This is a genomic window from Shewanella submarina (assembly GCF_042646185.1).
Classification (GTDB): domain Bacteria; phylum Pseudomonadota; class Gammaproteobacteria; order Enterobacterales; family Shewanellaceae; genus Shewanella; species Shewanella corallii.
The window spans coordinates 119,742-133,318 of sequence record NZ_JBHRTD010000006.1; the positions used below are offsets into that span (position 1 = coordinate 119,742).

At 51.1% G+C, this 13,577-nt stretch carries 10 protein-coding genes; 6 read left to right on the top strand and 4 right to left on the bottom strand.

Features of this window, described 5'->3' with window-relative positions:
- Positions 1-5: 5 nt before the first annotated feature.
- Both ACFOE0_RS03545 and ACFOE0_RS03550 read right to left on the bottom strand, forming a co-directional pair.
- The gene (locus ACFOE0_RS03545; RefSeq protein WP_205407303.1) at positions 6-281 is read right to left on the bottom strand and encodes a proton-translocating transhydrogenase family protein; all 276 of its coding nucleotides are present in this window, start codon (positions 279-281) and stop codon (positions 6-8) included.
- Between the two features lie 8 nt (positions 282-289).
- Entirely contained in the window at positions 290-1,501 is a 1,212-nt protein-coding gene (locus tag ACFOE0_RS03550; RefSeq protein WP_248935424.1) for a Re/Si-specific NAD(P)(+) transhydrogenase subunit alpha, read from the bottom strand.
- 274 nt (positions 1,502-1,775) lie between these two features.
- On the opposite strand from ACFOE0_RS03550, the gene ACFOE0_RS03555 reads away from it, so the two are divergent.
- The 6 genes from ACFOE0_RS03555 to ACFOE0_RS03580 all read left to right on the top strand — a co-directional run bounded on the left by ACFOE0_RS03555 (position 1,776) and on the right by ACFOE0_RS03580 (position 10,584).
- Positions 1,776-3,557, top strand: a complete 1,782-nt coding sequence (locus tag ACFOE0_RS03555; protein WP_248935423.1) for an assimilatory sulfite reductase (NADPH) flavoprotein subunit — start codon at positions 1,776-1,778, stop codon at positions 3,555-3,557.
- A gap of 71 nt (positions 3,558-3,628) precedes the next feature.
- Positions 3,629-5,320 carry an assimilatory sulfite reductase (NADPH) hemoprotein subunit gene (cysI, locus tag ACFOE0_RS03560; protein ID WP_248935422.1) on the top strand — a complete coding sequence of 564 codons (1,692 nt, stop codon included), beginning with the start codon at positions 3,629-3,631 and terminating at the stop codon, positions 5,318-5,320.
- On the top strand, positions 5,313-6,077 hold the full coding sequence (locus tag ACFOE0_RS03565; protein WP_248935421.1) for a phosphoadenylyl-sulfate reductase: 765 nt from the start codon (positions 5,313-5,315) through the stop codon (positions 6,075-6,077). Before cysI ends, ACFOE0_RS03565 begins: the two co-directional genes overlap by 8 nt.
- An 854-nt stretch (positions 6,078-6,931) precedes the next feature.
- Positions 6,932-8,530, top strand: coding sequence for an AMP-binding protein (locus tag ACFOE0_RS03570; RefSeq protein ID WP_248935420.1), 1,599 nt, complete (start codon positions 6,932-6,934; stop codon positions 8,528-8,530).
- Positions 8,531-9,018: 488 nt separating this feature from the next.
- On the top strand, positions 9,019-10,254 hold the full coding sequence (locus ACFOE0_RS03575) for a GGDEF domain-containing protein (protein WP_248935419.1): 1,236 nt from the start codon (positions 9,019-9,021) through the stop codon (positions 10,252-10,254).
- 105 nt (positions 10,255-10,359) lie between these two features.
- Positions 10,360-10,584 carry a hypothetical protein gene (locus ACFOE0_RS03580; RefSeq protein ID WP_248935418.1) on the top strand — a complete coding sequence of 75 codons (225 nt, stop codon included), beginning with the start codon at positions 10,360-10,362 and terminating at the stop codon, positions 10,582-10,584.
- A gap of 71 nt (positions 10,585-10,655) precedes the next feature.
- Here the strand turns inward: ACFOE0_RS03580 and ACFOE0_RS03585 are convergent, their stop codons facing one another.
- Complete coding sequence (locus ACFOE0_RS03585) at positions 10,656-12,725, bottom strand: bifunctional 2',3'-cyclic-nucleotide 2'-phosphodiesterase/3'-nucleotidase (RefSeq protein WP_283106386.1); 2,070 nt, start codon at positions 12,723-12,725, stop codon at positions 10,656-10,658.
- An 81-nt stretch (positions 12,726-12,806) separates the two neighbouring features.
- Positions 12,807-13,436, bottom strand: a complete 630-nt coding sequence (locus tag ACFOE0_RS03590) for a hypothetical protein (protein ID WP_248935417.1) — start codon at positions 13,434-13,436, stop codon at positions 12,807-12,809.
- Between the last annotated feature and the right edge of the window lie 141 nt (positions 13,437-13,577).

Below are 13,577 nucleotides of genomic sequence, written 5' to 3' on the forward strand. Positions count from 1 at the left end.
TCGGCTTATTTCCTCTTGAACATGGCGAGCATGCGGTTGGTAACCAGATAGCCGCCTACCACGTTAATGGTTGCCAGCACGACGGCGATAAAGCCCAGCAGATTCACCCACCATCCGGCGCCGCTGCCGGCGGCCAACAGAGCCCCCACCAGAGAGATACCGGAAATCGCGTTGGAGCCAGACATCAGAGGTGTATGCAGAGTTGGTGGAACTTTGGTAATCAGCTCAACCCCGAGGAATACCGCGACCACAAACAGGGTCAGCAGAAGTAGCAGTGATATTGATTCCATTATTCTGTCTCCGTCCCAGCGTTGGTTTCAGTTGATGCCGCTTCGGCTTCAGGTTTGGCAAGCTCTGGCATACCGGCCAGTTCTCTCAATCTGGCGTTAACCAGCGCGCCACCGTGACTCACGACAGTGTCTTTTACTATTTCATCTTCAAAATCCAGCTGCAGTTGACCCTGGTCATCCAACAGCAACTTCAGCAGATTCTCCAGGTTGGTGCCATACATCTGGCTGGCATGGGTAGCAGCCGTACCGGCGATATTTTTCGGGCCCAGAATGGTCACACCATTGTGAACTACCTCTTCACCAGCCTGGGTCAGCTCACAGTTGCCGCCGGTTTCAGCAGCCAGATCCACAATCACGGAACCAGGCTTCATGGCTTCCACCATAGCTTTAGTCACCAGCACAGGCGCTTTACGACCCGGGATAGCCGCTGTGGTAATCACCACATCCTGCTGCGCCAGCACATTGGCCATTGCCTGCTGTTGACGGCGGATAAAGTCATCACTCTGCTCTGTGGCGTAACCGCCTTTGGTCTCTGTGTTCTCGGCTTCGATATCCAGTTCCACAGGCTTGGCACCAACAGACAGGATCTGTTCGCGGGCCGCCGGGCGAATATCATAGGCTTCCACTACAGCCCCCAGACGCTTGGCGGTGGCACAGGCTTGCAGACCGGCAACGCCAACCCCCATCACAAAGGCGCGGCAGGGCTTAAGCGTACCTGCTGCTGTCATCATCATGGGGAACAGGCGGGGAGCATACTGCGCCGCCTGAATCACGGCTTTATAACCTGCGATAGTGGCCATGGAGGAGAGCACGTCCATGCTCTGAGCCCGGGTGATACGGGGGATCAGCTCAAGCGCAACTGCTGTCATACCAGATTCGGCTGCGTCAGCCAGGGTCTGGTATTGCACCAGGGGATCCATCATACCGATAACCAGCTGACCCTCTCGGGTATGGGCCCTTAGCTCATCCAGTTGTTCGTCTTTGGCATTCACCACAGTGATGATATCGGCATCACGAAGCAGGGCTGCGCGATCTGTGATCAGGGTCGCACCTGCATCCACATACTCTTGATCCGGATATCCGGCGGCAACACCGGCACCGGCTTCCACAAGCACCTGTATTGGTTTTTTCATCAATCGGGAAATATTGGCCGGAGTTAATGCAACTCGGGTCTCCTGATTGGTGGTTTCTTTTGGCAGACCTATCTTCAACGGGATAACCTCGCTTCTCAGAATTCGGGATATTGGTCACGGAAAGGTTCAGTATTGTGGCAAGCCTTTCTTTTTCCACAAGCATTACCCAACAACCTTGGCAGAAATTCACCCACGAAGAATGATTTGTTTGCACTAGGTCACAAATTTTGTAGCGCAAAAAAGCATCAATGCATATACCAAACAGTAATAAAAGATTAAATTTTATTCTTTTTGCTTATCTTTAACGGGGCTAAGCTGACGCCTACATAAAGTCACAGGGCCGCAATCAACCATGTCGTTAAAGGAACTATCTCAATTCAGCGCTTTGCTGTCTGCCCCCCAATTGGACCAATTAACCCGGCTAACGGCCGATATGTCACCTCTGCAATTGGCCTGGGTCAGTGGTTATCTGGCAGCTTCGGCTTCCGAGCCGGGACAAAGTCAGGCTCAATCCGGTGAGCAGGCCCAGCAGCTGACAGTGCTCTACGGCAGCCAAACCGGCAACAGCCGTGGTGTGGCAGAAGCGCTGGCGCAGCGAGCAGCCGAGGCCGGATGGCAGGTCAATCTGACCTCTATGGGAGATCTGAAGCCAAAGCAGATTAAGGATGAATCATTACTGGCATTGGTGGTGTCTACCCATGGTGAAGGTGAAGCACCGGATGATGCTATTGAATTGCATCAGTTTTTGGCCTCGAAGCGAGCGCCCAAACTAGATGGACTGAAATATTCAGTGCTGGCACTGGGAGATTCCAGCTATGAGTTCTTCTGCCAGACGGGCAAGGACTTTGATGAGCGGCTGGCTAACCTTGGGGCCGAAGCTTTGCTGCCCCGGGTGGACTGTGATGTGGATTTTGAAGATGCCGCCGAGCAGTGGCAAGTTCAGCTGCTGGAAGCACTGGCACCTCATCAGCAGGCAAGGGCTCAAACACATACCTCTGCCGTTGTGGGGGGATTCTCGGTAAGCGACTACAGCAAGCAGAAGCCCTACAGTGCTGAACTGCTGGTGAGCCAGAAGATTACCGGCCGCGATTCCGACAAAGATATCCGTCATGTGGAGATAGATCTGGGTGAGTCAGGTTTGAACTACCAACCCGGTGATGCCCTTGGCGTTTGGTTCAGTAATCATGGCGCCTTGGTGGAAGAGCTTGTATCGCTACTCAAACTTGATGGCGATGCACAGGTCAGTATTAAAGATCAGACACTAAGCCTGCAACAGGCACTACTGGAAAAGCGCGAGTTGACTCAGCTCAGTCCTGCGCAGGTGCAAGCTTGGGCAGAGTTAAGCGGCGATGCGGAGCTGCAGGCGATCGCTTCCGACAAGGATGCGCTGCGAGGTTTTATTCATCGGCATCAGCTTGCTGACCTGGCAAAACGCTGGCCTGTGTCTGTAGAGCCACAACAGCTGGTGGATCTGCTCAGACCTATTACGCCAAGACTCTACTCCATTGCCTCCAGCCAGGCCGAAGTGGATGAAGAGGTTCATCTTACTGTGGCTTTGGTGGCTGACGAGCATTATGGCGATACCCGTTTTGGTGGCGCCTCCCATTTTCTGGCTGCGGCTGAAGAGGGGCAAACAGTCAGGGTTTATGTGGAGCCCAATAAGCATTTCCGTCTGCCGGACAACCCGGAAACCCCTGTAGTCATGATAGGTCCGGGCACGGGGGTAGCACCGTTTCGAGCCTTTATGCAGCAGCGTGAAGCCGATGGCATCAATGGCAACGCCTGGCTGTTTTTCGGTAACCCACATTTCGAGCAGGACTTCCTGTACCAAACCGAGTGGCAGCAGTATCTCAAATCCGGAGTGCTGGAGCGTTTGGATGTGGCTTTCTCCAGAGATCAGGCTCACAAGGTGTATGTGCAGCACAGAATAAAAGAGCAGGGTGAGGCGTTGTGGCAGTGGCTTGAGCGTGGGGCGCACCTCTATATCTGTGGCGATGCGGACCGTATGGCAAAGGATGTCCATCAGGCATTGCTGGATGTCATCGCTGACCATGGCGGTAAAACCCGGGAGCAGGCTGAAGCCTATCTTGAGAGTCTGAGAGCCGACAGGCGTTACCAGAAAGACGTGTATTAAGCAGGATTAAAGGTATACAGCACTGGGCTGTATCTACCTGAGTAACAGATAAAAGTGCAGGGGCATCAGCCATGAGTGAGCAGAAGTTAGCAATCAATGAATACCTGAAAACCGACAGTGACTACTTGCGAGGCACCATTAAAGAGGGACTGGACAGTCAGGTAACAGGTGCCTTCAGTGATGGTGATCAGCAGTTGATCAAGTTTCACGGTTTTTATCAGCAGGATGACAGGGATCTGCGTAACGAGCGTAAGGCGCAGAAGCTGGAGCCACTTTACTCCTTTATGCTCAGAGCCCGGGTTCCAGGTGGTGTGTGTACCCCGGAGCAGTGGCTGGGGGTGGATAAGATTGCCACCGAGCTGACCAGCTCCAACTCGATTCGTTTGACCACACGGCAGACGTTTCAGTACCACGGTATTCCCAAGCGTAATCTGAAAACCATTATTCAAGGGCTGGACAGAGAAGCGCTGGACTCGATTGCTGCCTGTGGTGATGTGAACCGCAACGTGATGTGTAATCCAAACCCGGTGGAGTCCAGGCTTCATGCCCAGGCGTTTGAATGGGCCAAGAAGCTGTCGGATCATCTGCTGCCCCACACACAGGCTTATGCTGAAATCTGGTTGGATAAAGAGAAGCTGCTGACTACGGAAGATGAAGTGGAGCCCGTCTACGGCAAAACCTATCTGCCCCGTAAGTTCAAAATGGCTGTGGCTGTGCCGCCGGATAACGATGTGGATGTGTACACCAATGATTTGGGCTTTATTGCTGTGGCTGATAATGGCGAGCTGGTGGGCTTTAACCTGGTGGCCGGTGGCGGTATGGGGTCCACCCATGGCGAGGTGGAAACCTTCCCCCGTTTAGCGGATGACTTTGGCTTTATTAAACCAGAAGACACCATGAAGTTTGCCGAGGCAGTAATGACAGTGCAGCGGGACTGGGGAAACAGGGTTAACCGTAAACGTTCCCGCCTTAAGTACACCATAGTCGATCATGGTTTCGACGCCTTTAAGGCCGAGGTAGAAAAGCGTGCCGGGGTTAAATTTGAAGCGCCAAGGGACGTAACCATAGGTGACAGAGGCGACAGATACGGCTGGGTAAAAGGTGTCGATGAGAAATGGCATCTGACCCTGTTTATTGAAGGTGGCCGGATTATCGATTATCCGGGCAAGCCATTGCAAACAGGTATGCGTGAGTTGGCGAAAATCCATAAAGGGGATTTTCGTATGACATCAAACCAGAACATTATCATTGCCGGTGTGGCCGAGGCGGATAAATCACAGATAGAGCAGATTGCTGCCAATCACGGCCTGCTGGTGGATGTCAGTCCCAGTCGGGGACACTCCATCGCCTGTGTGGCTTTGCCTACCTGCCCCCTCGCGATGGCCGAAGCTGAGCGTTATTTCCCTGAGTTTATGGACAAAGTAGATGCGCTGCAGGCCAGACATGGTATTGCCGAACAAGCTATCGTGGTGCGTATGACAGGATGCCCCAATGGCTGTGCCAGACCTTTTGCCGCAGAAATAGGTTTAGTTGGTAAGGCTCCCGGTCGATATAACCTGTATCTGGGCGCTAACTTTGAAGGCACCCGATTGAATAAACTCTACCGGGAGAACATTCAGGAAGCAGAAATTCTGGCAGAGTTGGATGCCCTGTTTGAAGGGTATGCCGGCCATCGTCTTACTGATGAAACTTTTGGTAATTACTGTGTCCGTTCTGAGGTGATTAAACCTGTTATTGATGCAGCGAGGGATTTCCATGGCTGATTCCAATCACTATCCTGCCAGCCCTTATTCGAAGGCGCAGCTGGAGGAAGTCTTGCGGGGGGGCGAACACTCAGGGGTATTGACTGAAGTGAATGCCTGGCTGGAAGCTTTGACCCCGGTGCAAAGAGTGGCATGGGCGTTGGATTACTTGCCCGGAAACCAGGTGTTGTCTTCCAGCTTTGGTATTCAGGGCGCGCTGATGTTGCATCTGGTCACCCGGGTGCGCCCCGATATCCCTGTGGTGCTGACTGACACTGGATATCTGTTTGCTGAAACCTATCAATTTATTGAGCAGTTAACCCAGAGGCTGAACCTGAATCTCAAGGTATATCGCTCGTCACTGACTCCGGCATGGCAGGAGGCCAAGTTTGGCAAGCTGTGGGAGCAGGGATTGGATGGTCTGGAGCGTTATAACCGCATCAATAAGCTCGAGCCCATGCAAAGGGCGCTGGAAGAACTTGAAGTAAGCACCTGGTTTGCAGGTCTGCGTCGCAGCCAGTCTTCTACCCGGGAGTCACTGCCTGTTCTGGGCGTGCAGGCGGGACGTTTTAAGTTCTTGCCTGTGATTGACTGGAGCAACAAACAGGTTCATGAGTATCTGGTAGAAAATGATCTGCCCTATCACCCGCTGTGGGATCAGGGATATGTATCGGTTGGTGATACTCACTCAAGCAAGCCGCTGGAGCTGGGAATGACCGAAGAGCAGACCCGGTTCAATGGCTTAAAGCGGGAGTGTGGTCTGCACTTTGATATCTAATATGATGATGGCGACAGAGCAGATTTAATCCTGTGAGCCTGTAGGAAGATGCTGATTATCGGGAGCTTCTGATTAATCTCCCGATATCTAGCTCTATATGAATAGGTAAAAAGTCTATTTTGGTGGCAAATATGCTCAGGTTTCCCTTCTTTCGGAGCCCCTTATTTGCTTGTGGATAAGATCTAAAGTTCATCATTATACCTATTAGGTGGTGCTGAACCCTTGATGTAGTGGAGTTTTGGCTAGGGTTTGGTGAGTGGTGTTCATACTTTTGTACATTTTTACTAACAAGGTTATGCACAGATTTTAACTTTGTTATATAGTCAAGTCTCCCGTAGATGGTTTTTTGAACAAAAGCCGGGCAATCAGGTGAGTGTTCTCGCTGGCGCATGGCCCAAGGAGGCTTCCGACCTGTTTTAGGTTACCGTTTTGGTTCCAACAGGTTCTCCTCCGGATTCAAGGACGAATCCTGCAGATGTTCAAATTAACCAAAGGCTGCATTTTGCAGCTTCTTGATTGGTTGACTTGCTGGCGCATGTTGAACTAATCAGTGTAGCTCCCCCGGACAGTGCTCGTCACCACTGTCCGGGGAGGCGCAAAAGATCCCTTCTATATATTCCTATCTATAAGTTTTTAATGGTTTTAATCAGGTTTTTGGTTATTGACCAGGGCTCGCCATTACTAATACTCTGAGTACCTCCATCACGATACCAGTTTGCGTGGAAGTCGAGCGACCCAGCGAAAATACGCAGTGCTGAATTTGTCCGGAAAAGGCAAAGAGGAAACTGTGCGTTGAACTCCCGCTGTGTCAGGGCTTTTGCGCAGATTGATGATAATAGCAACGGAAGGTAAAGATGGTATTTGATACAGAGTCAACACTGGACACAGGGCGTTATCAAACTCTGCCGCAACTGATTGAAACTGCTGTGGCTAAATTTGGTGATAAGCCTGCCTACGCCTGCCTGGGTAAAAGCCTGACGTTCAACGAGATAGATACCTATTCCAAAGAGTTTGCCGGATATCTGCAACAGTCGGGACTTCAGGTGGGAGACAGGGTCGCGATTCAACTGCCCAACCTGACTCAATTTGTGATTGCTGCCTATGGGGTATTGCGCGCAGGTATGGTGCTGGTTAATACCAATCCACTTTATACCGAGCGTGAGCTTATCCATCAGTTTAATGACAGTGGCGCCAAGGCGTTGGTGGTGCTGTCGGATCTGTTGCCGATTCTGGCGAAAGTGGTCAATGAGACTCAGCTTGAACTGGTGATCTCTACCCATGCCATGGACTTAATTGATCCTCAGCCTCAACCCAGTACGGGCCTGAAAAATGTGGCATTTGTTGAAGCTCTGAGGATAGGGCGTGAACATGGCTACCAGCCGGTGTCGGTAGGCAGTGATGCGTTGGCAGCATTGCAATATACAGGGGGAACGACCGGTCTCTCCAAAGGTGCCATGCTGAGCCATGCCAACCTGATTGCCAATGCCTTGCAGTGTAAATCACGTCTTGGCAATAAACTGGTGGAAGGGGAAGAGGTGTTTGTTGCTCCTTTGCCAATCTACCATATCTATGCCTTCCTGGTGAATTTGGTGCTCTACTTTGAGTGTGGTGGCTGCTCTGTGCTGATCCCCAACCCAAGAGATATTCCTGGCATGATCAAAACTCTGTCTGAATATCCCTTTACCGGATTTGCCGGGCTGAACACCCTGTTTATAGGTCTCTGCTACCAGGAGAGTTTCCAGCAGCTGGATTTCAGTCATCTTAAAGTGACCATCTCTGGCGGCACGGCATTAACCGAGGCGGCTTCAGATCTCTGGCGTGACACAACGGGTTGTACCATCAGCGAAGGTTATGGTTTGTCTGAGACCTCTCCGGTAGTGTCCCTTAATTGCCCTGGCAAGGAGATGTTGGGCACCATAGGTAAACCTGTACTGGCAACAGAAGTCAGAATTATTGATGACGAAGATAATGAATTGCCCGTCGGCCAGGTGGGCGAGTTGGCGGTTCGGGGCCCTCAGGTGATGTCTGGCTATTGGCAAAAACCTGATGAAACTCAGGCTGTGTTTACTGCTGACGGATTCTTCAAAACCGGTGACATCGCCATGGCGCTGGAAAACGGAATGCACACTATTGTGGATCGCAAGAAAGACATGGTGAATGTGTCCGGCTTTAACGTGTACCCCAATGAAGTGGAAAACGTGCTCGCCAATTATGAAGCCGTAATGGAGTGTGCTGTCATCGGTGTGGCAGATGAACGAACCGGTGAAGCGGTGAAGGCTGTGATTGTATTGACTCAGGATGCCACCGCCGGAGAGCAAACCCGACAGGCAATCGAAGAACATTGCCGTTCGCAGTTAACAGCTTATAAGGTTCCAAAATATATAGAGTTTGTTGAGCAACTGCCGAAGAGTACCGTGGGCAAAATTTTGCGCAGAGAGCTGAGAAACCAATAGCCTGTAACAATAAAACAGCGGGTCATCCCGCTGTTTTTCTATCTGCTGTTTTGGTTTGCCGAGACTTGGGTCGCTTTATGATACCAACTTCATTAATAGTCTGATCAATTCAGAGCGTGTCAGGGATTCTGATTCAAGGCGCATTGATTGACTAAGGGTGGCTCCCTTTAAGAGCAATGCAACACAGAAGCAGGATGCCTGACAAGCTCACGCAGTGCGGGTTTCAATGCACATGATACTGCGTTGAGTCGTCTTGACATAGAACCACTATGACTTCGCCGACTCGCAAGCCACAAGGATGTGGTGAATGTGATTAACGCAGGAGCGGTTAATGACCTTGTCTCAAGCGCATTGAACTCCCGCTGAAACAGATCAACTATTAAATGAAATTGGTATGATTGCATACGCTTTATACTTATCATTCATATGTTTGTGACGAGGCTGCTGATGATTAACCGGCTGTCTCAGTTTTTCTGTTGTAAGGGGCTATGAATCTAACTGGACTGATAAAGTCGGCTGGAGGCCGCATTTTGCTGCAGCTGATGGCTGCAATAATCCTGATTATCACTCTGAATCCGCTCAGAGAGGTCACGGCTCCCTATCCCGAGCTGGTGCTGTTATTTCCCTATTTGCTGCTTGGTACTGTGCTGCTGCTCAGCCAGTTGTTCAATCAACTCAGAACCGGCTTTCTGGCGGTGTTGATGCTGCTGGCTTATGCCATCATCCAATTAAGGTTGCAGCAGCCTCTGCCGGAAGCCAATACCCGCTTTGCCTATCAGTTATTGGCGCTGATGATGCCACTGAACCTGCTGCTGGTTTTGGCCTGGCCTGCGCGCAGACTATTGTCGCCCAGTGGATTTGGTTTTCTGCTGTTTATCGGCCTGCAGTTGGTGGCTGGTTACTGGCTGACAGGCACTATCCAGCCAGAGCCGTTGTTGTCATGGCGGGAAACCTATTTGATGACGCCGGGAGAACTAACCCCTCTGCCGATACTGTTGCTGCTGCTGGGGCTGGTGGCCATCTGTGGCGCTGCGCTGGTGATGAGTTATCGCAATACCGGGGCCGATATGGCCGCACTCACTTGCCTGATAGCCACTGAGTTGACCCTGGTCTATTTTCAGGAGTCGATGATCTCTTCACTGGCTTTTTCTCTGTGTGGTGTTCTGCTGATTATCAATCTTATCTACCGCAGTCATGAGTTGGCTTTTATCGATTCTCTGACCCAAATACCCGGACGAAGGGCGCTTGAAAATGAGATGAAGCACCTGGGCCGCCACTATGCACTGGCGATGATGGACGTAGATCATTTTAAGAAGTTTAACGACACCTATGGCCATAAGATGGGAGATGACGTGCTGCGGCTGATGGGTAAGTTGATGCAGGACTATGCGGGTAAAGCCAGGGTTTATCGCTATGGCGGTGAAGAATTTACCATGCTGTTTAAGGGGCAGGATGCCAGAGCCTGTGAGGATCACCTGAACGAGTTTCGTGAGGCGGTGGCTGACTATCCATTGGCGATTCGGGATGAAGACAGGGACAAGGATGACCAGAAAGGTAAGCAGCGCCGGGGCACCAAATCCAAAGTAAAAACTGTCAACGTCACCATCAGTATTGGCGTGGCAGATTATCAAGACGGCAAGACCCCTCAGGAAGTGATGAAGGTGGCAGATGAGTTGCTTTATAAGGCCAAAAAGGCCGGTCGTAACTGTGTGGTGACCAGTTAAGTTTGAGTATTTCTCTAAGTATCTGATTTAACGGATTGGCGGTTCAGTTTTTGTACAGGATGTTCGGGGTACTGTGTATTCACGGAAACACAGTAAGGAGTCGCCATGAAGAAAAATCTGATTTGCCTGAACACCTGGACCATTATCGGGGCGCTGTTTGCCGCCATTCTGGGTGTGCTTTATGGTGTGGGTGAAGTGGATGGCCTGACAGCTTCACTGGTGTTTTTGCTGGGCAGCTGGACCTATATGCTGGTAGACCTGCGCAGCAAAGAGCATATTGCCGAGGCTAACTCTTGTGAACACTGTGGTGACGGAGCCGGAGCTCATTAGCCCGATCCCCTTGAACTGAAAATGAAGCCCGACAGTCATTATCGACCGTCGGGCTTTTTACTTTTGGCTATTTATTGGGGACCAGGGTTTTCCTGGCTCATATCCAGTTGATAGACAGCGAACCCAAGCTCATCCACACCGGTTTTTACCATAGGACGCTTTTGCTGTCCGGCCACAAAGCGGTCGGCTCTATCACTGTTTTGGGTTTGCACCAACACTTTTAACTTCGGATTGCTGACATTCACCAGCCCCCAGTTATGGTCGGCACTTGGGTTTACTGTGCCATGGGTTGAGGTTTGCTGTTGGATATATGCCGCCAGCACTTCACGGTTGGTATCCGGCAGTTCCATCACTACATATTCGGGACCAGTACCGGCAAACTGGCCGCCATAGGCGCGATAATTATTGGTCGCCACGATAAAGGACTGCGCGGCGAACGCTTCACCTGTGAGTGTATTACCATTGTCATCGGTATAACTCAGGGCTGTTATGCGGCTGGCATTCGGGTTTACAAGTTGGCAGTTTCGGTCGAATCTGGCGGGTTGGGTAATATCGATGCGGTATTGGATGCCGTCAATCACGTCGAAGTTAAAGGTGGGGTGGGTCCAGTTAATCAATGTCTGAGGTGAAGTACTTTGTGGGTCAATCTGATTGAATTGATTGGCACTGCACTCCAGCCAGTCTTTCAGCTCGGCGCCTGAGACTTTTACCGCCACCATGGTATTGGGATAGAGGTAGAGGTCTGCAGCATGGCGGAACTTCAGCTCACCGCTATCAACTTCAACGTATTGAGCCGCGTCGGCAGGGGTTTTATGGCGTCCACCGGCTTTGAATGGGGCGGCGGCTGATACAACCGGTATCCCCTCATAATGGTGGCGCTCATTGTCCGGCAAGTCGGCTATAGCCTGTTTGACTCTGGCTATTTGAGCGTCGGCGACTATCTGGACTGTAGGGTCATCCTGGATCAGTGACAGAAAGCTATACATATTGGCGCTGGCTTTACCAATAGGGGCATCAACAAAATCCAGGGTGCCCTGGTGTTCATGGGCAATACTGCCATGAATATTTGCGTCTGCCGTCACTAATGGCGCCTTTTTTCCACTGTCGAAAATGGGTCTTGCCTGGGCGCTCGAATCGGTCACCTGCCATTGGCCATTGCTCAAGGTCAATGTGAGGTCAACTATCCCCAAATTATCTCCCCAGCGGCCTGGCATCACAGAAGGCACGCCGTTAAGCAGGCCTTTTTTGATGTCGGTATCAGGCAGCGAGCTGTAATCCGGATGGGGGAATACGGCATGGCTGTGACCAAACATAATGGCATCGATACCTTTCACCTGAGTCAGGGCATAGCTGGCATTTTCAGCATCCGGGTCGTGAGGGGCGGCAGCAGAGCCAATACCAGAGTGAGGGATAGCAACAATAATGTCCGCACCAGCTTGTTTCATCAGTGGCACATAGGTATTGGCAGACTCCACTATGCCTTTGGCGTAGACCTTTCCGTGCAAATGGGCTCTGTCCCATTGTTCGATTTGCGGCGGCACAAAGCCGATGTAGCCGATATTAAGCGTGTGAGTCTGGCCTTGAGTATCCACTACCCGGGTAGGTTTTATCAGCCAGGGATCAAACAGAGGTTGGTCTTTGCTGATGCCGGGCAGGCAGTTATCAACAGCACAATAGACGTTGGCACTGATGTAGGGGAAATTGGCGCCTGCAACAGCCTGGCTGAGAAACTCCAGGCCATAGTTGAACTCATGGTTACCTATATTTCCCACGGCATAGTTAAGGGTGTTCATCGCCTTGTATGCCGGGTGCAACTGCCACTCTTGCAGGCTGAGTGACGCCATGTAGTCGCCCATAGGGCTTCCCTGCAGCAGATCGCCATTGTCCACCAGAACATGGTTTGCAGCTTCATCCCGGGCGGCATGGATAAGGGATGCGGCTCTGGCCAGGCCTATGGTGGGGTCTTCAACACCTTTGAAGTAGTCGAAGTCCATCAGGTTCATATGCAGATCTGAGGTTTCCAGTACCCTCAGCTCTACCACAGGATCTTGTTTGGCGGGGGGAGTGGTACACCCTGCCATTAAAATCACCCCTGCCAGTACCCCAGCGGAGGCGGCTAATTTCCCTGTTACTGCTTTCATACTGCGTTATCCCTGCTGTCAATCTGAGCGCATTATATGCAGCTGAGACAACAGATTGAAGGCCGCTTGATTATTGAGCTGTTACGTCAGGTTTCCGTTTTGATTTGATGTTGAAGGAATCTCGCTTTGTTCGTCTCTGGGTCTGCTTAGAATGACCAACTCAAAGTACTTGTAGCGGGTCGCGAGAGATTTCTTTAAAACCAGATAGCTGATCCAGAAGTTGATAGGCCAAACGCCGATAGTGAATATCCATTGCAGAGAGCTTTCCGGTAAGCCAACCAGCGCAAGAACAAAGAGAAAGACAAAGGTGAATGGAACACCTGCTACAACTCCAATCGCTATGGTCCAGAGGGTGTAATGCAACCATACCCTTAAGGCAACATGGGAAGGATAGGCTGACTTAAAAAAGCCGGAGTCCATAAACTCTTCATTAAATGCCTTGGGCTTGGACATGCGCATTGCAATCTCTTGCTGGAGCTCATTTGCTCTGTCAGGAAAGGCATCTTTGTCAATGCTACGAAGTGCCTGATTCAGCTCCTCCACTGAATAATTAGAGTAATCTGGCCTCTGCATTCCAACTCGTTCCGGGTCTCGTGCAGCCAACTCTTGCTCAATCAGTTCGGCGCGTTCTGGAAAAGCCTGCTTATCAATAGCGTCCAGAGCTTCCTGCAGATCAGTAATAGAGTATTCAGCGTAGTTTGGGTGTTCCATCCCTGTGGCTTCCGTAAATAAAACATAGGAGCAACGATGGCACAGTGAATATCCAGTGACAATAAGTTACAGCTGACATCCTTGTTGCTACTCGTTCTCATAGCTTTGGCCCCCCCCACTACCACTTCTCATCCTTTCGGA

What these genes read in the sequence shown, in the direction of transcription:
- ACFOE0_RS03575 (WP_248935419.1), top strand. Translation starts at nt 9,019, where the DNA reads ATGAATCTAACTGGACTGATAAAGTCGGCTGGAGGCCGCATTTTGCTG.
- ACFOE0_RS03590 (WP_248935417.1), bottom strand. Translation starts at nt 13,436, where the DNA reads ATGGAACACCCAAACTACGCTGAATACTCTATTACTGATCTGCAGGAA.
- cysI (WP_248935422.1), top strand. Translation starts at nt 3,629, where the DNA reads ATGAGTGAGCAGAAGTTAGCAATCAATGAATACCTGAAAACCGACAGT.
- ACFOE0_RS03585 (WP_283106386.1), bottom strand. Translation starts at nt 12,725, where the DNA reads ATGAAAGCAGTAACAGGGAAATTAGCCGCCTCCGCTGGGGTACTGGCA.
- ACFOE0_RS03580 (WP_248935418.1), top strand. Translation starts at nt 10,360, where the DNA reads ATGAAGAAAAATCTGATTTGCCTGAACACCTGGACCATTATCGGGGCG.
- ACFOE0_RS03570 (WP_248935420.1), top strand. Translation starts at nt 6,932, where the DNA reads ATGGTATTTGATACAGAGTCAACACTGGACACAGGGCGTTATCAAACT.
- ACFOE0_RS03555 (WP_248935423.1), top strand. Translation starts at nt 1,776, where the DNA reads ATGTCGTTAAAGGAACTATCTCAATTCAGCGCTTTGCTGTCTGCCCCC.
- ACFOE0_RS03565 (WP_248935421.1), top strand. Translation starts at nt 5,313, where the DNA reads ATGGCTGATTCCAATCACTATCCTGCCAGCCCTTATTCGAAGGCGCAG.